We start from the raw sequence: 16,997 nt of genomic DNA on the forward strand, positions 1-16,997 counted from the left end.
ACATTGGCAACGGCAAATGGCCGCTGCGCTGGAGATGAGTATGCAAGTGCTGTGCGTTTCCACCCTCACCAACGTCGGCTCGCTGCATCACAAGCGTGAGATGACGCTTCTTCAGGCGTTGCGGGAGCGGGGCGCGGCCATTGATTACGTCTACTGCGGGGGGATGGATGGCGTATGCGACGGGTTGCGCGACATTTCCCCCAAGGATTGCCGCCTGTGCCGGGACAGAGCCGAGCAACAGGCCCTGGAGGCCGGGCTTGCGCCGCGCCTCCTTTTGGCCGACGAGACGGCGGCCGAGCGTCACCAGGCCGCGCAGTGGGCTGCCTCCCTGGCCGACGACGCGCTTACGCAGGCCGAATACAACGGCTATCCCCTTGGGCGCTGGTGTCTGTCTTCGGTCTACACGTATTGGCGCGTGCCCAACCTTTCCCCGCAGGACACCCAGGCCAAGGCCTGGTATCGAGCCCTGCTGGAGCAGGGGCTGCGCCTGGTGCTGGGCATGGAGAAGCTGCTGGATGCCGGGCGCTATGATCGTGTCGTTGTCTACAACGCCCGCATGGCCTACGTGAAAATTCCCTTTGAGCTGGCCCGTAGCCGGGGCCTTGCCGTGTACACCCACGAACGGGCCGGCCAGCCGGGCCATTGCTGGGTTGCCTTAAACGGCCTCCCGTTCAATCAGGAAAATTGGGACCGGTTGTGGAGCGCCTGGAAGGATGTTCCGCTTTCGACGGCGCAACTTGTCCGCATGACCCGCTATCTGGACGGTCGACGACAGGGAGACGTCAACGCCCTCAATTGGTTCGCCTACACCACCAAGCCGGGGCACAGCGAAGCGTTGCGCCAACGGCTGGGCATTCCCGAGGACAAGGCCGTTTGGGCGCTTTTTTCGTCGTCCAACCATGAACTGCTTGGCCGGGACGATATCGCGCACGAAGGGTTTGCCACGCAACAGGACTGGATCGAAGCGGCCGTGGCCAAGGCGGCGGCCTATCCCGGCGTCAAGCTCGTGATAAGGGCCCATCCAAACCTGTCCAATCTGGTGTTTCCGCGCCGGTCCGAGCGCGAACTGCGCTATTTTGCCGATCTCAAACGTTCGGTTGGCGACGCCGCCGTGGTCATCGAGCCCGAGGAAGACGTCTCCTCGTACGACCTGATGGATATCGCCAGCGCATCACTGTGCTACGTATCGACCTGCGGGCTGGAAAGCGCCATGCTGGGCAAGCCCGTGGCCATCGCCGCCAACCCGTTCTACAAGGAACTTCCCGGTCTGGACAAAACCTACGACGCAGCAGCAATGGACCGGGTGTTCGCCCGTTACGCCGCCCTGGCGCCCGGCTGGCGGGACCAGGAATTGCGCCGCATGGCCTACCGGATTTGGTATACGCTGTTGTTCCGATACGGCTTTGAATTTCCCTTTGTCCACTCCCCCAACCTCTTGGAAGGGCGTTACGCTTGGTTTAGCCCGGACGCCCTGAGGCCCGGCGTCCACAAACACCTGGATCTGCTGTGCGAGGCCATGTTCGCCGGTCGCCGGCCCCAGATTTTGCCCGAATCGGACGACCTGGCCCGGGGGGCGGCCGATGAGGAGCGTTTTTTGCGCTGCGACGCCGCAGCGGCCTGCAAGGAAGCGGGCGTCGTCACCCAGGAAGCGCCCGGACCCCGATACCTTCCGGTCCCCCTGATTTTCGTGGCCTCGGGTACGGCCCGGCAATCGGCCTGGGCCCTTGAGGCCTTGTCGCAAAACGTCATGGCGGCCGAAACCGACCTGCATGTCGTTTGCGCCAACGGCCACGCCTGGCGGGAGATTGCCGATCTGCCCGGCCCCGCCGCGGCCTTCCGCTCGGTCAGCCTGGAAACGGCTCCCGCCGGCCTGGGGCTGTGCGCCATGACCGTCCGGGCCTTGTCGTCGGTCTTGCAGACCCATGAATCGGCGATTGCCCTGGACGATGCCCTCTACTGCGCTCCGCATACGCTGGCATTTTACAACAACGCCCTGCACCGCTACCGCTATCGCCGCATAGTCGGCTGCGTCAGCGCCGGGCCGTCCGGCCCCGTTGCGGCGGCCTTGTCGCAGCAGCCCGGGGACGCGGTGTTCGCGCCTCGGGCAAACGCCTTGGGCCTGGGCGTGTGGCGCGACCGGTGGGCCGCGCTGGCCCCGGCGGTCCTGGCCGAGTTGGGCGGGGGGGATAACGGCGATGCCCGCCGCCCCGGCCTGCAACGCCTCATTGCCGCCCTTTGCGCCGAGGAGGGCGCTTTGTGCGTGGCGCCCAAACAGGCCAGCGCCTGTCTGTCCGGTCCTGAAGGCGCCCCGCGCCGCCAAGGCTTCGCGCCGCCGTCGGTCGAACCAGCCCTGCCGTTTGCTCCGGAAGAGGCCGCTTCTCCAAGCCTTGAGCCTGGAGCCGAGGAACGCGCCGCCGCCGTGGGCCGCCGTCTGGCCCAGCGCGTCGCCGGCCTGGCGCGGCAGGGCCGGCCCGTGCTGGTCAAGCTGGATTGCGCCGGCCAAGGCCTGGTCGAGCCGATGACCGTGGCCCTGGCCGGCGATGTGCCCGAGACCATGGTTTGGGAAGGCCTTGGCGGCCTCGCCTTGCCGGAGCGGAGCTGCGACGCGCTGTACGCCTGTCGTTGCCTGGAGCATCTTTCGGGGGACCAGGCGCGCCGGTTCCTGGCGCAATGCCGTCGGGCGCTGCGCCCGGGCGGCGTGTTGCGGCTGGCCGTGGCCGATGGGGAGGGGCAGGCCCGGGCCTACCTGGACAGCCTGGACGCGGCGCGTCGCGCCCCGGGCGATGCCGAAGCCGTGGCCCGCCACGAACGGCTCGGCGGCCGGGCGGGCCAGATGGTGCACGACGAGCTGTCCCTGGGCCGCCTGCTGCGACAGTGCGGCTTTGCGTCCGTGCTGCGCCAAAGCGCCGGGCATTCCGCGATACAGGACTTTGTCCGCCAGCAAGGCGATGCTGCGGCCGACGAGGAGGCGGCATGTCCCGGGCTGCTCTATATGGAGGGCATCGCGTGAACATCGCCTTTGTCTCCACCCTGGCCGCGGGCGGCGCGGCCCAGGGCGCGGAGAACACCTTTCGGGCCTTTCTGGCGGCCGGCCATGCGGCGTCGTTCCTGACCCTGGAAGGCCAGGCCGCCAAGGGGTTCCTGCCCTTGGCCGACGCGTTCCCTTCAAGCCAGGGCCCGCGGCCGGTTGGGCGGTTGTTTCGCCACTGGCAGGCCTTAAGCGATCCCCAGGCGCTTGCGCAGGGGGCGTCGGAGCTTTTCAGCGACGCCGCCACGGGGCTGTTCCGCCTTGGCGACGCGGCCCGGGAAGCCCTGTCCGAGGCGGATGTCGTCAACATCCACTGGAACGCCGGCATACTGCTGTCTCCGGATTTCTTGGCCGCCCTGGCCGGCAAGAACATCGTGCTGACCCTGGCCGATCTCGGACCCCTCACCGGCGGCTGCCATTATCATCTCGCCTGCCGCCGGTTCGAGGCGGCCTGCGGCCGCTGCCCGGTTCTGCGGCGCTCCGGCGCGCAGGACGCCAGCCGGCGCAACCATGGGCTTAAAAGACGCGTGTACGGGCTGCTGCGGCCAAGCGTGGTCGCCCTGAGCCGCTGGCTGGCCGACGAAGCCCGGGCCAGCAGCCTGCTCGGCCATCGTCCCATCACGCATCTGCGGTACACCTATCCGTTGGACGTCTTCAGGCCCCTTGGCCCTGACGAACGGCAAGCCGTGTTGCGGCGATTGGGCATTCCGCCTCAGGCCCTGGTCATCCTGGCCGGGGCCTATGGCCTGGACTGCGGCCGCAAGAACATCACCGCCCTGGTCCGGGCCGTGGAGCGCCTGCGCACCTCCTGGCCGGGCAGGGCCGTGGAACTGGTAACCTACGGCTACGGCTCGCCTCCGCCTGCCGCATTCCCTATCCGGCATGTCGGCTTTGTCGACAACAGCGCCATGGGGGAGCTCTACGGCGCGGCCGATCTGTTCGTGCATCCGGCCGTGGCCGAGGCTTTGGGCAACACCCTGTGCGAGGCCCAGTGTTGCGGCACGCCGGTGGTCAGCTTCAACGTGGGCGGTTGTCCCGAGGCCTACCGGCCCGGCGTCACCGGATTTTGCGTGGAACCAGTCAGCGAGGACGCCCTGTATGCGGCCCTTGCCGGCATTGTGGCCAACCCCGGGCAGCTGGCCCCCATGCGGCGGGCCGCCCGGGAGTTCGCCATGGCGGCTTTTTCGCCGCAACGCCATGTCGAGGCCTACGCCGCGTGGCTGTGCGCCGCCGAAACGGCCCGTTCCCTGGCGGAAGATCCCGGGCTGGGGGCGGATTTGGCTGACAATGCGCGGCAAAGCCGGAGCCTGTTTGCGGCGTCTGACTGGGAGCAAAGCATTCGGCGCGCATAATCGTTGAGATCCCGCCACCATGACCTCCCGGCCAGCAGCGTATCACTTCCGTAAGTTGACTGTCGCCGCAAACTATGCGAATTTTTCAACACTATCACTGCATCGCACGTCGTTGCGGCTATGCGGCAGCGGCGCGCTGCGACATCGGGCGCAGTCGTGTATTTCTGTCGGCATCGACTGTATTGGCGTTGTTGTTGTTCGGCCTTTTGTCGGTGCCGCAGAGGGTTCTGTGCTTGTGTCTTGGTGTGATGCGTCTGTGCGGTCCAACAAACACTGGAGGGATTATGCGTTCGTTCATGCTTGTTGCGATTATGGTGTTTAGCGCGTTGTATGTGCATCAGGCTCAAGCCTTTGAATGCGGCAAGCTGGAATTTGGAGCCAAACTCGGCGACATGGACGACGGCAATTTTGTGCTCTATATGGAGAAAGACGGTGTCACCTATTATAATTATGTCGGGGCGTGCCGTCTTCCGGTCCATCAGAAGGCCTCTCCGGCTATTGCGTATGCTTTTGTTGACGGAAAATACTACGCCAGAATTATCCGTGTCGCCGGTCGGGAGAAAAAGGATATTCTCGCCGACATGGAGAAAAGCTTTTGCAAGCCGGTTTCCGTGAAAAGCGAAGGGGACGTGAGCTTGTATCAATGTGATTTGCCAAACGACATCGAGTTCAAGTTCAAGTACAACAACAAGACCGGCGAGGCGCGGACCGCCGCGTACAGCAAGGCCTTGCGCAAAAGCATCGGCAAGGCCGATCTGGCGGAGTTCCCGGAGCAGTAGCCCCTCGGTGAAATCGTCGTCAGGGCTTACGCAGCGAGACGACGGTCCAAAGGCATGGGAACATGCCAAGGAGCGTTCCATGCCCCTGTATCGCCTGGTGGCCGCCACGGCGGCGCGGCGGCCCGAGGCCGTGGCCCTTTGTTGCGGGGCGGGCCGCGTCACCTATGCCCAGCTGGCGGAAGATGCGGGCCGGCTGGCCGCCTGGCTTTCCAGCCTTGGTCTGGTCCCGGGCGACCGGCTGGCCGTGCTGCTCCCGAATTCCATCGAGCTTGTGGCCGTCATCCTGGCCGCCTGCCGGGCCGAGCTGGTCCTTGTGCCGCTTGCGCCGGACGCGCCGCCGGCCCGGCAGACCGAGATACTCAAGCAAACAGGGGCCAGGGGGCTGGTCCTGGCCGCCGAGATGGCCGCCGCCGTCCCGGCAAAGGCGCGGCAGGGGGTGGCCGTGACGATCTGCCTGGGGCCGCCCGAGCCCGGAACCATCGCCTACGACGCCTTTCGCGCCCAGGCCGACGTTGCCCCGCCGCCCCGAAGCGGCGTGCCCGACCCGATCTGCCTGCTCGTGTACACCTCCGGCTCCACCGGCCGGCCCAAGGCCGTGGCTCACAGCCAGGAGCGGTTGGCGCGCCGCGTGGACGCCTTTATCCAGGCTCTGGACATCACGGCCCAGGACACGACCCTGGCCGTCTTTCAAGCCTGGCGGCCGGTGGTCCTGGTGTTCCAGGTCCTGGCCATGCTGCGCCTGGGTGGAACCGTCGTGCTGGCCGACAGTCCGGACCCGGCCGCGTTCTGGCGTCTCTACGGGGAGCATCGACCGGGATATTGCCTGCTGATGCCCAGTTACGCCCGTAAGATTTTTGCCGATCCGGCCGCCGCCCGGGCGGACCACTCACGGCTGCGGTTTTGGATAAGCGGCGGCGACGCGCCGGGACCGGCCCTGTACGAAGCGGCCCGGCGCATTGCCGGACGGCCGTTATGCAATCTCTACGGCCTCACCGAAACCGGCTTGGTGGCCGTGGTCGCGCCAAGTGAAACGGACAAGCCCGGCTGCATCGGCCAGCCCGTGGGCGACGTGGTCATGCGGCTTGTGGACGACGCCGGGCGCGACGTCGCCCAAGGCAGTCCCGGCCGCCTTCTCGTCGCCTCAGCGAACATGATGGTCGGCTATTTCAACGACACCCTGGCCACGCACCGGGCCATCGGGACCGGCTGGTACGACACCGGTGATCTCCTGCGCCGCGACGCCCAGGGCGACTACTGGTATATCGGCCGTGGCGAAGACGTCATCGTGCGCCATGCCGCCCAGGTGGCCGCCGCCCTGGTGGCCGACGTCCTGGCCGGGCATCCCGGCGTGGCCGAGGCCGTGGTGGTGGGGGTGGCCGATGCCGAGGCCGGGCAAGTCCCCGTGGCGTTCTATCGAACGACCGGCCCCGATCCCGGCGGCGAAGCGCTTATCGCCTACCTCGCGCAGCGGGTGGAAGCCGTGTCCGTGCCCGTGGCCTGCCTGGCCGTGATGCAGTGGCCGGTGACGCCTCGGGACAAGACCGACCGGCAAAAGCTGCGGGCCATGGCCCTGGAACATCTTGGCCGGGTGAGCGGGAACGACTGAGCAAGCTCCGGCCCCGGGCGCTCCCGGAGCTGGCCGAACAGGGCGGCTGGTGCGGCGCTTGGCCGGTTGGCTCCGAAACGTCCCGGACCTTGCCAAGTGGGCGGCTGCCGCGTCCTTACGAGGGCGGCGCGTCTTCGGGCAGGGCTTGCGAGGCGGGTTCGGGCAGAAAGCGCGAGGCGAGCAGATTGGCCAGGGTGACCAGAAAAGCGACCCCGGCGGCGGCGTAAGCCACCCGGGCGGGGTGGGCGGCGGCGATGGGCAGGGCGGCGGCCAACCATTGGGTCAGAGCGGCGAAACACGATCCGAGCATCCGGCCGCCGACGTTGGCCGAAAAACTCTCGCCCGTGCCCCGCAAATGCAGCGGATAGGCGCGGGGGAGGTAGTTTCCCCAGAAACTGAACTGGCCGATGATCACGAATCCCGCCAGGAAGAGGCCGCGTTCAAAGGCGGGCAGGCTTGTGGTCCCGGCCCAGGCGAAGGTCACCGGCAATATAACCGTCGCCGGAATCAGGAAAAATCGCAGCAGCTTCCTGCGGCTGACAATCCACACCGCCAGCACGGCCAGGGCGCAGCGGCCGGCAATCCCTCCAAATTCCTGAAACGTGGTCGCCCGCGCCGCGAATCCCTGTTCTACCGGGCCGGCGATCCGGCGGCGCTCGGCGTCTAGGCGCTGTTTGATTTCATTTTCCGAACGTCCTTCCTGCGTCCACTGGGCACGCAACGCCGCCTGTTTCTCTTCGGGCAGGCGTTTGTCCAGGGCTTCGGCCACGGCGGCCCGGGTCTCGGGCAGGCCCGGCACGATCTGTGGGGCTTGTTGGATGGCCCCAAAGGCGGCGGCGAAGCTCAGGGTGAACATGGCGGTGACAAGACAGGTGGTGCGCCGCAGCTCCGGGGAGAACAAGGCGCCCAGGCTTGGCCGGCCCAACTGGCCGGCCCGGCGCTTGGCCAGCCAAGGCGGGGATTCCGGCAAAAACGGCCGCACCAGCAGCAGCGGCAGGGCCGGCAGCAGGCCGGACATGAGCGTGTAGCGCCAGTCGGCTTGGGGATTGTCGATGTGCCCGAGAAACGACAACACCTCGGGCAGGGCGATGGATGGCGCGGGCATCGGCGGCAAGGCGAGCCAGCCCAGCAGCGTGACGGGGCGTCCGCCGGCCAAGGCGGAGGCCAGGCCGCCGACCACGGCCACCAGCAGACCGCCGACCGAGGAAAAAGCCTGGGTCGTTCCCAATACGGCTTCCCGCCGGCGTGGTTCGGGAAAAAATTCGGCCAGCCAGGCAATGGCCGCCACGAATTCCACGCACACGCCAATGAACACGAGACAGCGCAGGACGAGCAACATGGTCAGGGACGTGGCGAATCCGGACAGGAAGGAGGAGACCGCGTACAGCACGATGCTGGCCGTCAGCAGGCGTTGCCGCCCGAAACGGTCGGCGAGCCAGCCGCCAAGCAGGCCGAACGCGCCGCCGGCCACGGCCGGGACATAGAAGAGCATCCCGAACCAGAAGGTGAATTCCGGCGTGCTGGGGCGGATGCCGCCCAGTTCCATAAGCGCCGGCCGCACGATGAGCGGCAGCATCAGCAGTTCGTAGCTGTCAAAGAGAAAGCCCCAGGCGGCCACGGCGCAAACGAGCCACTCCCGGGCCGTCAGCCCCAGCGGCCTAGGCGGGGCGATCACGGACAGGCCGGACAGGGCCGGCGGCGACAGGGCGCTTGGAGCATGCCGCTTGGTAACAGAGCCTCGGCCCAGCGGCAATATCGGCGGATTTGTTCCGAGGCGTCGCGACGGGAGAAGGCGGCGAGGCTGTGCTCCGTCAATGGCGAGAGTTTTCCCGCGTCCTTGGCGAACTTATTTGGCGGCAAGTTCCGGCGCGCCCCAGGCCGGGGCCAGCCGGACCAGTTCCTCGCGCGGCAATTGCACCAGTACCGGGTTTTTCGCGGCGTCGAGCCAGCCCAACACGGCGAGCATGTCCGGTTCGGCCATGGCCGTGCAGCCCGCCGTGGGCGCGCCGGGACCCCGCCACAAATGCAGGAAGATGCACGAACCGGCTCCCGGCTGGGCGCTTGGGGCATTGTGATCCACGAACAGTCCTAAACGGTACAGGCCGTCGGGCCGCAGCATCCGCTCCTCGCTGTCCCAGTCCTTGGCGACGGTGTTTTCCTCGAACAGCTGATTGTAATGCTTTGACGCAACGCCATCCACGCAAACGGTTTGCGCGGTGACCTGATGCACGGGGAAGTGGGGCGACGCGCCGCTGGATTCGCTGGGGCCGATAAAGGCGCGCGGCAGGCGAAAAACGCCGGCCGGCGCGCGCCCGTCCCCTTCGGCCTTGACCGGCGCGGCGGAGAGACCCTCACCGTGCAGTCCCCGGCCCCAGGCCAGGCCGCTTCGCCCCAGGCTCACGGGCACGGCGTCGCCCACAGGACGCCACGGGCCATTGGGGCTGGAGCGTTCGAACCGCCGCAGCCGGGCTTGGGTCGTGTTCCAGTCCTCGGCCACCACCAGCACCATCTGGCCGGCTCCCGCCACAGGGGACGCCGGCCTCATGGCCGCATCGGTTTGCGCCGGAGAGGTGCTGGCGGCCTGGCACTCCAGGCCCAGGCCCAGGACAAGGACCATAAGAAGCGACAACGCGGTAAAGTGTCTCATGTCTAGCTCTCTCTCCCCGGCCGGCGTCAGGGGTGCATTGTTGGGCGACCGCGCCGGTATAGCCGGATATTTCCAAGCCGGGAAGGGGCGTTGACGGCTATTGGCTGGAGAGCCTCGGCCATGGTGGACGCTGGGGGCCAGGTCCGGCGTGCCGCCCTGCCCCAACAACCGAGGCATGAGCGGCCTGTCTTCCGGGCGGGTCGCTTGTTAGGGAACATGCCCAGAAAAAAGAAACTCGGATACGGCAAAGAACTGTGCAGCAGTCTCAAAAAGGGGGAGCCTGCGCCGATGCAATGCACTTTCGCAGGCCATTATTTGCTGCAACATGGTGTATCTTTGACGTTAAGGGTTGTTGGCATCTGTTGATCAAGCCGTTGCCTTGCGGCCGAGGCCGAAGACGGCGTCGCCAGTTCCTCGCGCATCAAGGCCATGAATGCCGCGAGCTGGGGCGAGATCCATTTGTTCTTATGGTGCAACATCAGGAGGGCCACTTCAAAGGTGGGAAGGTCCAAGGGAAGAACGGCCAGGTTGCCGGCGGCGAGGTCTTCCTGGACGGCCGAAGTCGGCAGGATGCTCACCCCTGTCCCGTTTCGCAGACATCCCCGCATCGAGGCCGCGCTGGAAAATTCCAGGCAAGCCCCGGTTTCCACCTCGGCCTGGGCCAGCATGGCCTCAAAGAGCCTGCGGTAGGCGCAGTCGGCCGTGCAAAGCAACAAGGTCTCTCCAGACAGGGCGTCCAGACCGAAGGGCTCCCCCCTTTGCGCCAGCCGATGCGTCGGCGCGGCCACCAGAACCAGTTCCTCCACGCCAAGGGCCTCCACCAGGAGATCGCCGGCCCGAACGCTGTCCGCCATGAGAAAAGCGAGATCAGTGACGCCCTGGCGCAAATCGTCCTCCAACCCCTCGACGGTGCAGGAGATGAAGCGCAGCTGCACATGGGGATAGGTCTCGCGGTACTGGCGGATGGCCCGTCCCATCCGCCAGGCGCAAAGCGACTCGGGCACGCGGATGGTGAGCATGCCCCGCGCCTGTGACGCCCCGGCCACCCAGGCCCTGGCCTCGTCTTCCAGGTCCAGGAGCTTGATGGCCATGTGCTGCAGGCGTTTCCCGGCTTCGGTGAGCACCACGCGCCGGCCGAGGCGTTCGAAGAGGCGGGCCTGCAATTCGTCCTCCAGAGAGGCGATTCGCGTGGAAATCGTGGATTGGGCCGCATGCACTTCCTGGGCCGCCCGGTGAAAGCTGAGGTGGCGGGCCACGGCCACGAACGTCCGGAGATCACGCAGTTCCATGAGCGCTCCTGGATGGGGCATGTTCGGATTTTCCGATCAACCCCTTCGGATATATTCGCTGGATTCGATCGAAAGCCATGATTAAGCAGAAATAAAGATCGAAGCAACCACGCCGCCGGCCCCGTGCCGGCAGGCCGCAAACGGAGGGCGAAAGTCATGGAAACTCGAGAAGTGGAGCAAAGAGCCCAGGCGTTGTTTGAGAGCGGACTGAACTGCGCGGAAGCGGTGTTGACGGCTGTCCTGGCCGGACAAGGAGTCATGGATTGCGCCGAGGCCACGCGACTGGGCACGGCTTTTGGCGCGGGCGTGGGGCGCAGCAAGGAAGAACTGTGCGGGGCGCTTTCGGGTGGCCTCATCGCCCTGGGCTATCTTCAGGGGCGCGACCGGGGAAGCGTGCAGTGGGACGGGCTGGCCAGCCTCGCGGCCGGTGTCCGTAACCGCTTCAAGGCCCTTCACGGGTGCACGTCCTGTTCCGCCTTGCTGGCCCGGTTGGGGCCTCAGGAAGACATGGACAAGTGCGTGGCCTTGTCGGCCGTGACCGCAGGCCTTTTCCACGAGGCGCTGCGCAACCCTGACTCCGTCAAGGCGCCGTCCGTGGCCTGCGGCTGCACCGTGCGGCCGGCGGGACAAGCCACGACCGGAAGCTGTTGCGGGTAGCCCTTGGGTGGTCGTCCAGGCCCGCCATCAAGCCTTTTTGTCGTAATAACTTCGAAATGGTGCACAAAATCGGAGCAGGGTGAGCATGCAGACGGTTTGTCTGGATACACTGTGTTTCGATTGGATAAAACAGGGGGTCGGTGGGAAAACTCAGGATCAACACCCTTTAAGCATGCATAAGAAATCGGCAGCACTGGCGTACAAGGGCTTTTGGAAGGCTATGCCGAATTCGTCGCCCTTCACCCAGCGCACTGTCGCTTGGTGAAAAACGCCCAGCGGTCCCACAGGCTGCAGTTTGGCATTGAACAACAGCCTGTCCTTTGGTTCAACGGGGAAGTCCTCTTCCCCGGTCAGGCGCAGCCGGGCTCCCAGGACGCTGAGGTCGAGAATCTGGACTTGGGTGGCGCTTGTCGGTTTTTGCACAGAGCCCCGGTGCAGGGCATGTTCCTGGCTGAGGTGGATGCGTCTGGCGGACCGGCGTTCGCCACAGGTCCGGCAACGCCAGTAGCATGGCGTCGGCGGACCGTAGTCGACGAGTTCGTGCCATGCCGTGGTGCCGCATTGTGGGCATTTCTTGAGTTCGACAAGGGGCATGAGAACAACGCATTGGTTCTTCGCACAGCGTGGGGCTTACTTGACCAGCCCCACGCTGTAGAGGGACACGGATGCCGTGTCGCAGGCCCCTGTCGTACGCTTCGGCTCGACGGCCATGCCGCGCATGAAACGGCCGACCACTTCACCCTTGGCGTTGGTGTTTTCGATGAAAACCGCCCCCAGTTGATAGACGTAGATGGAATTACGGCCGGAGTTCTGCGGCCGGGAAGGGTCATAGAACGGAATGAGCGCGACCCGGGGACTCTTCATGGGATCGGCGTAGGCGCTGCCGGTGATGGAATTGGTGGCGCTGTCCCAGGATGCGCCCGGGTCCGTGGCGATCAGGTCGGCTAGCCCTTGGTTGGTGGGGCCGACCATGTTGCCGGGTTCGATGACCAGCTCGTCGCCCTCGCGGACCACGGTGTTGTTGGAGGCGGTGCAGCCGGCGATGTTAAGGCGATAGACGGCGGCGCCGGATTCGGGGTTACCGGTGTTGGCCGGAGGATAGTCCACGGCCTGGAAGTGGCCGGGAACCACGGTGTCGTGGCTGTCGCTGAGCTTGAGCACGATGGGTGTGCCAAGGTCGCCGGCATCGTAGCCAAGGACGTTGACCGAGGACAACTCGCAACTGCTGCCGGGATCGAATGCGTCGTTGTTCTTAAACTTCTTGTTCGTATCGCAGCTGTCGTCCCAGGTGAATTTGGCCGGCGGCGAGAAGGGCTTGAGGCACTTGGTCTGGTCCGAGCAGAAAAGCGAGGCGCTGGCCGTGGCGGTCAGATCCTGGGTGTTCCAGCCGAGCACGGGGCCAAGGAACATGTCCACGGGGTTGCCGCGCTGGGCGGTGCGTCCGGCGGTCACCCGGACGGTGTCCGGGGTGGCTCCGGCGGCCGGGGTTTCGCCCTTGAGCAGTTCCACGTCGCCGGTGGTCACGGCGCTGGCGACCGTGTCCTGCTCACCCAGGTTGCGCTGACCGAAATCCACGGCCGTGGCGCGGACCGCGTCGAAATCGTCGCCGTTGCGCAACAGATCGGCCGCGCCGGCCAGGGCGGCGGCATCGGCCGCCGTCTGCAATTGGCTGCGTTTATATTGTAAAAAGCCGTAGTCCACGGCCAGGGTGGCCAGACCGGCCAGAACGATCATGATCAGAGCGGAGAAGACCACAACAGAACCGCTCTCGGCCAGGCGCGCGGCAGGAACTTGATGGTCGGGCATGACGGCCCCCTTAGAATTGTTGGGCCGTGGCCGTGGCCACGACCTGGGTCATGTTGGGGCTGATGCCTTGCCAGGGGATGATGACCATGGCCGAGGTGTCGTAACGCACCGTGACCATGACCGGCTCGCCGGCAACCCGGGACCCGGCCGTGGCGATATGGGCCAGGCTGGTGTCGTAGCCGGCGTTTTGGATGTAGGCGTCCACGGCCGTGGGAATGTCCTGATTCCTGGCTGCCGCCACCACGCCTTCCCTGGCGGCTCTTGTGACCACGCTCTGAGCATGCAGGATCTGGCCGAAATCGACGATGCCGATCAGCAGCGGCATGAAGAACAAGACGAGCATCAAGGCGAATTCCACACTGATCGAACCGTCTTGCCGGTCGATCCGGGCACTGGGTTGCGGCGTGTTCATGGTTCCACCACCATTGTCGCGGCAGCGTTGATGTTTTGGGGAAACAGCGACATTCCCAGGAATTGGGGCAAAATGAGCGGGCTGAAGGGGAGGCTGGCCGTCACGGTCACCGGCTGGCCGGCGCTGCGCTGGGACGGGGTCACGCTGACGTTGGGTGTTTGTCCATCGGCCTGATTGATGGGGTCGAGCAGGGCTTGGCTGATCGCGGCGGCGATCATGGCGTCGGTGGTTCCGGGCAGGACGGCCAGACGCGTCGCGTCGGCCACGGCGGCCGTGACCGTGGAGCGGAGGAAGAAAAACCGGCTGTAATCAATGATGGCGAAAACCACGGTCAGCAGCAGGGGCAAAATGAGCGCCATTTCCACGGCGCTGGCTCCGCGTTGGTCTGGAGATGAGGTGGGGACGGGCATGGGCGTTCCTGGTGTTTGGATGGCAGGCGGGGGCCGGCCTTCTGTCCAGTTCCCAAGTAACGCTAAGGAGGGAGAGGGTCGATGGGATTGATTCCGCAGGCCATGGGGGAAAACCCCTATGCCGTCGTCTGCTCGGGCGGCCGGGGCCTAGGATACGAACGGGGCATTCCCCTTTTTGACGACTTAATCGATCAACCCGAGCTTTGTGGCGTAACGGACCAACTCCACGGAATTCTGCATGCCAAGCTTGCGCATGAGGCTGCCCCGGTGATGCTCGGCGGTCTTGACGCTGATCTCCAGGGCTGCGGCCACTTCCTTGTTGGAAAGGCCCTCCACCACCAGCCGCATCACTTCGCGCTCGCGGGGGGTCAGCGAGTCGTAGGCCGAATGGGATTCCTCCTCGGCCCGGGGAGTTTTGGCCAAAAGCGAGCGGGAGATTTCCACGGACAAGGTTGGATCGAGCCAGGGCTGGCCGGCGGCCACGGCGCGCAGGCCCGACAGCAGGTTGTCGGTGGCGGCGTCCTTGGTCAGATAGCCCAGGGCTCCGACTTTCAGGGCCTCGGCCACGTAATCCACCTTGGCGTGCATGCTCACCATGAGGATGCCAAGGCTCGGGAGCATCTGGCGGAGCTCCCGGGCGAGTTGGATGCCGGAACGATCGGGCAGGGAGATGTCCAACACGGCCAGGTCGGGGCGGCAGTCCTTGGCCGTGCGCAGGGCCTCGGCGTAACTGCCGGCTTCGCCGGCTACGGCATAAGATGGGTCCCGGCGCAGGATGGCCTTGAGGCCTTCACGAAACAGCGGATGGTCGTCAACGATGAGCAGGCGTTTGCTGGGCATGGCTCACTTCTCCGGCGTAAGGGACTTCCGCCACCACGGTCGTGCCGTGTCCCGGGGACGAAATGACGCGCAGGCTGCCGCCAAAAAGCCCGGCGCGCTCCCGCATGTTGATCAACCCCATACAGGGCCGGCTGGCCTCGCCCGGGCAGTCACCATGTTCCCGGACGGCGTCGAAGCCCCGGCCGTCGTCGCGAATCCGCAGGATCAGCTTGGGATAGGACTCGATCAGGCGCATCTCGACGCGGCTGGCCCCGGCGTGTTTGCGGACGTTGGCCAAGGCTTCCTGGGCGATGCGAAAGAGGTTTATGGCCACATCGGCATCGACGTCCAGTCCCTCCAGGCCAACCCCGGCATAGGAGACGGCCAGCCCCGAGGCCTGGCCCATTTCCTGGCTCAGTCGCCGCAGGGCCTGGTCAAGGCCCAGGTGCTCCAGGTTGGGCGGCCGCAGGCCGTAGGCCAGTTCGCGCACCGAGGCGATGGTGCGGGCCAAAAGCCCGGAGGCGGCTTCCAGGCGTTGGCGCAGGGCCGCGTCGACGTCGGCCAGGCCGTCGAGAAGGGTTTCATAGGCGATCTTGAGCGAGGACAGGTCCTGGGCCACGTTGTCGTGCAGATCCCGGGCGATGCTCGCCCTCTCCGATTCCTGGGCCTGCATGAGCCGGCCTGACAGAGCCCGGATGCTTTCGGCGGCCTGCTTGAGTTCGGTGATGTCCACCGCCGTGGCCACTAGTCGGGACGGCGAGCCGTCCGCCCCAGGCACGAACTGGCCCCGGCACAAAAAGCACAGAACGCCGCCCTGGGCAGCCACGACGCGCAGTTCCCGCTCAAAAGTCGGCTTGTCGAACAGGTGCTGCCCTGGGCGCACGAGGCTGTCCCGGTCCTCGGGGGCAAGCCGGTCCAGCCACAAGGCCAGCGCCTCAGGCTGTCCCGGGCTGTCATAGCCGAGCAGGCCGGCGATGACCGGATCGACCACAATCAGCCCCGCATCGGGCTGGAGTTCCCACACTCCAACCTTGGCTGCCCGTGTCGCCATCACATAGTGGGCTCGGGCGGCGTCAAGTTCGTCCAGCATGAGGTTGACGGCCCGGGAAAGAGCCGAGACCTCGTCGTTGCCGGCAAGGGGCGTGACCCGCTTACGGCTGCCCTGGCCCAGTTGGGCGATCTCCTGGCCCAGGCCCGTCACCCGCGACAGGATGAAGCGCTCCACGAAATAGAGCATGGCCAGACCGAACATGATGCCGATGGTCGTGAGGCTGCCGACCATGGCCCGTTCGAGCAAACGTCCTTGCTGGTGGATACTGCGGGGCATGCTGACTGCCAGAACCAGGGCCGGTCCTCTCGCGATGTCGCGCAGCAGGGCATAGCCGCTCACCGTGGTGGCATCGGGAGTCCGGATGGCGTAGCCGCCGTCCGGGTCGGCGGCGAGGGCGTCGGTCAGGCCGGGAGGCAGCTCCTGGCTGGTGAGGGGAAGCAGCTTCACATCCAGGAGTGTCAGCTCCGCAATGGCGGCAACCTTGGCGACGTCAAGCATCTGGGCCATGATGAGGGTTCCGGCCGCGGGCCCTTGTCGGGCGCTGGTCAGCACGGTCTGGGCCACGATGAGGCAGGGTTGTCCCTCGTAAAAGGCGAGTCCGGATTTGCGTCCCTCAAAGGCGTCGAGACGCAGCAGCCCGGGCGCGGCTTCCGTCATGGCCGACACCGGTTTTGCGGCGTCAAACAACACGCCTTCGGTGGCGTCGTACTGTCTGGCTGCCTGCAGCCGGCCGGACGCGTCATAAAGGGCCAGCACGTCGAGACGCAATTCGCCGAAGCTTTGAGCCGTGAGGTTGGCCTCCACATAGGCGTCGTCCCCGGTCTGGAGGTAGTGGTAGGTGTCGTCCCACAGTCCCCAATCCGCCGCCATGCCTTCCAGGTTTTTGAGGTCGCGGTTGAGGGCGTTTTGGACCCGACGGAGATTCTCCGTCACGGCCTGACGTTCCAGGCCGTCGAAGCCGCTCTGGATATTGCCCCGAAACATGGCGTAGAGCAGGAGCAGCAGGCCGAAAAAGACGGCGCAGACGATGACAGCGGCGGTTTTGCGAAGGCTCATGACGACAAAACAGGCAAGGACGGTTTGACCTGACCCCCTCAGACGTTCTGCAAACAGCCTGTTCCCCCCAGTTTGCTGGTAGCCG

Annotated in this window: 14 protein-coding genes; 5 read left to right on the forward strand and 9 right to left on the reverse strand. The window is 65.9% G+C overall.

From position 1 onward, the window contains the following. The first annotated feature begins 40 nt into the window (after positions 1 to 40). The 4 genes from DMR_RS24335 (at position 41) to DMR_RS06520 (ending at position 6,765) form a co-directional block, all read left to right on the forward strand. Positions 41 to 3,010 carry a methyltransferase domain-containing protein gene (locus tag DMR_RS24335; protein ID WP_052278960.1) on the forward strand — a complete coding sequence of 990 codons (2,970 nt, stop codon included), beginning with the start codon at positions 41 to 43 and terminating at the stop codon, positions 3,008 to 3,010. Beyond that, entirely contained in the window at positions 3,007 to 4,380 is a 1,374-nt protein-coding gene (locus DMR_RS06510; RefSeq protein WP_015860109.1) for a glycosyltransferase, read from the forward strand. The genes DMR_RS24335 and DMR_RS06510 overlap by 4 nt, the downstream gene beginning before the upstream one ends. A gap of 284 nt (positions 4,381 to 4,664) precedes the next feature. Next, positions 4,665 to 5,159 (forward strand): hypothetical protein, encoded by a 495-nt coding sequence (locus DMR_RS06515; RefSeq protein WP_015860110.1) that lies wholly within the window; start codon positions 4,665 to 4,667, stop codon positions 5,157 to 5,159. A gap of 79 nt (positions 5,160 to 5,238) precedes the next feature. Next, positions 5,239 to 6,765, forward strand: a complete 1,527-nt coding sequence (locus DMR_RS06520) for a class I adenylate-forming enzyme family protein (RefSeq protein ID WP_015860111.1) — start codon at positions 5,239 to 5,241, stop codon at positions 6,763 to 6,765. A gap of 115 nt (positions 6,766 to 6,880) precedes the next feature. Here DMR_RS06520 and DMR_RS06525 read toward each other — a convergent pair whose 3' ends face one another. From DMR_RS06525 to DMR_RS06535, 3 genes are all read right to left on the reverse strand, one after another. Continuing rightward, entirely contained in the window at positions 6,881 to 8,440 is a 1,560-nt protein-coding gene (locus tag DMR_RS06525; protein ID WP_015860112.1) for an MFS transporter, read from the reverse strand. Positions 8,441 to 8,611: 171 nt separating this feature from the next. Then, positions 8,612 to 9,412 carry a L,D-transpeptidase family protein gene (locus DMR_RS06530; protein ID WP_015860113.1) on the reverse strand — a complete coding sequence of 267 codons (801 nt, stop codon included), beginning with the start codon at positions 9,410 to 9,412 and terminating at the stop codon, positions 8,612 to 8,614. Positions 9,413 to 9,723: 311 nt separating this feature from the next. Then, complete coding sequence (locus DMR_RS06535; RefSeq protein WP_232502886.1) at positions 9,724 to 10,722, reverse strand: LysR family transcriptional regulator; 999 nt, start codon at positions 10,720 to 10,722, stop codon at positions 9,724 to 9,726. A gap of 135 nt (positions 10,723 to 10,857) precedes the next feature. On the opposite strand from DMR_RS06535, the gene DMR_RS06540 reads away from it, so the two are divergent. After that, positions 10,858 to 11,358 carry a C-GCAxxG-C-C family protein gene (locus DMR_RS06540; protein WP_015860115.1) on the forward strand — a complete coding sequence of 167 codons (501 nt, stop codon included), beginning with the start codon at positions 10,858 to 10,860 and terminating at the stop codon, positions 11,356 to 11,358. Between the two features lie 156 nt (positions 11,359 to 11,514). On the opposite strand, the gene DMR_RS22760 is transcribed toward DMR_RS06540, so the two are convergent. From DMR_RS22760 to DMR_RS06570, 6 genes are all read right to left on the reverse strand, one after another. After that, positions 11,515 to 11,952: a PilZ domain-containing protein gene (locus DMR_RS22760; RefSeq protein WP_043600199.1), complete on the reverse strand. Its 438-nt coding sequence runs from the start codon at positions 11,950 to 11,952 to the stop codon at positions 11,515 to 11,517. A gap of 36 nt (positions 11,953 to 11,988) precedes the next feature. Continuing rightward, complete coding sequence (locus DMR_RS06550) at positions 11,989 to 13,164, reverse strand: pilus assembly protein TadG-related protein (RefSeq protein ID WP_015860116.1); 1,176 nt, start codon at positions 13,162 to 13,164, stop codon at positions 11,989 to 11,991. Between the two features lie 10 nt (positions 13,165 to 13,174). Continuing rightward, positions 13,175 to 13,576: a TadE/TadG family type IV pilus assembly protein gene (locus DMR_RS06555; protein ID WP_015860117.1), complete on the reverse strand. Its 402-nt coding sequence runs from the start codon at positions 13,574 to 13,576 to the stop codon at positions 13,175 to 13,177. Then, on the reverse strand, positions 13,573 to 13,986 hold the full coding sequence (locus DMR_RS06560) for a TadE/TadG family type IV pilus assembly protein (protein ID WP_015860118.1): 414 nt from the start codon (positions 13,984 to 13,986) through the stop codon (positions 13,573 to 13,575). Before DMR_RS06560 ends, DMR_RS06555 begins: the two co-directional genes overlap by 4 nt. A 183-nt stretch (positions 13,987 to 14,169) precedes the next feature. Further along, complete coding sequence (locus DMR_RS06565) at positions 14,170 to 14,826, reverse strand: response regulator (protein WP_015860119.1); 657 nt, start codon at positions 14,824 to 14,826, stop codon at positions 14,170 to 14,172. Then, on the reverse strand, positions 14,798 to 16,912 hold the full coding sequence (locus tag DMR_RS06570) for a sensor histidine kinase (RefSeq protein WP_015860120.1): 2,115 nt from the start codon (positions 16,910 to 16,912) through the stop codon (positions 14,798 to 14,800). Before DMR_RS06570 ends, DMR_RS06565 begins: the two co-directional genes overlap by 29 nt. Positions 16,913 to 16,997 lie beyond the last annotated feature (85 nt).

Source organism: Solidesulfovibrio magneticus RS-1 (assembly GCF_000010665.1).
Classification (GTDB): Bacteria; Desulfobacterota; Desulfovibrionia; order Desulfovibrionales; family Desulfovibrionaceae; genus Solidesulfovibrio; species Solidesulfovibrio magneticus.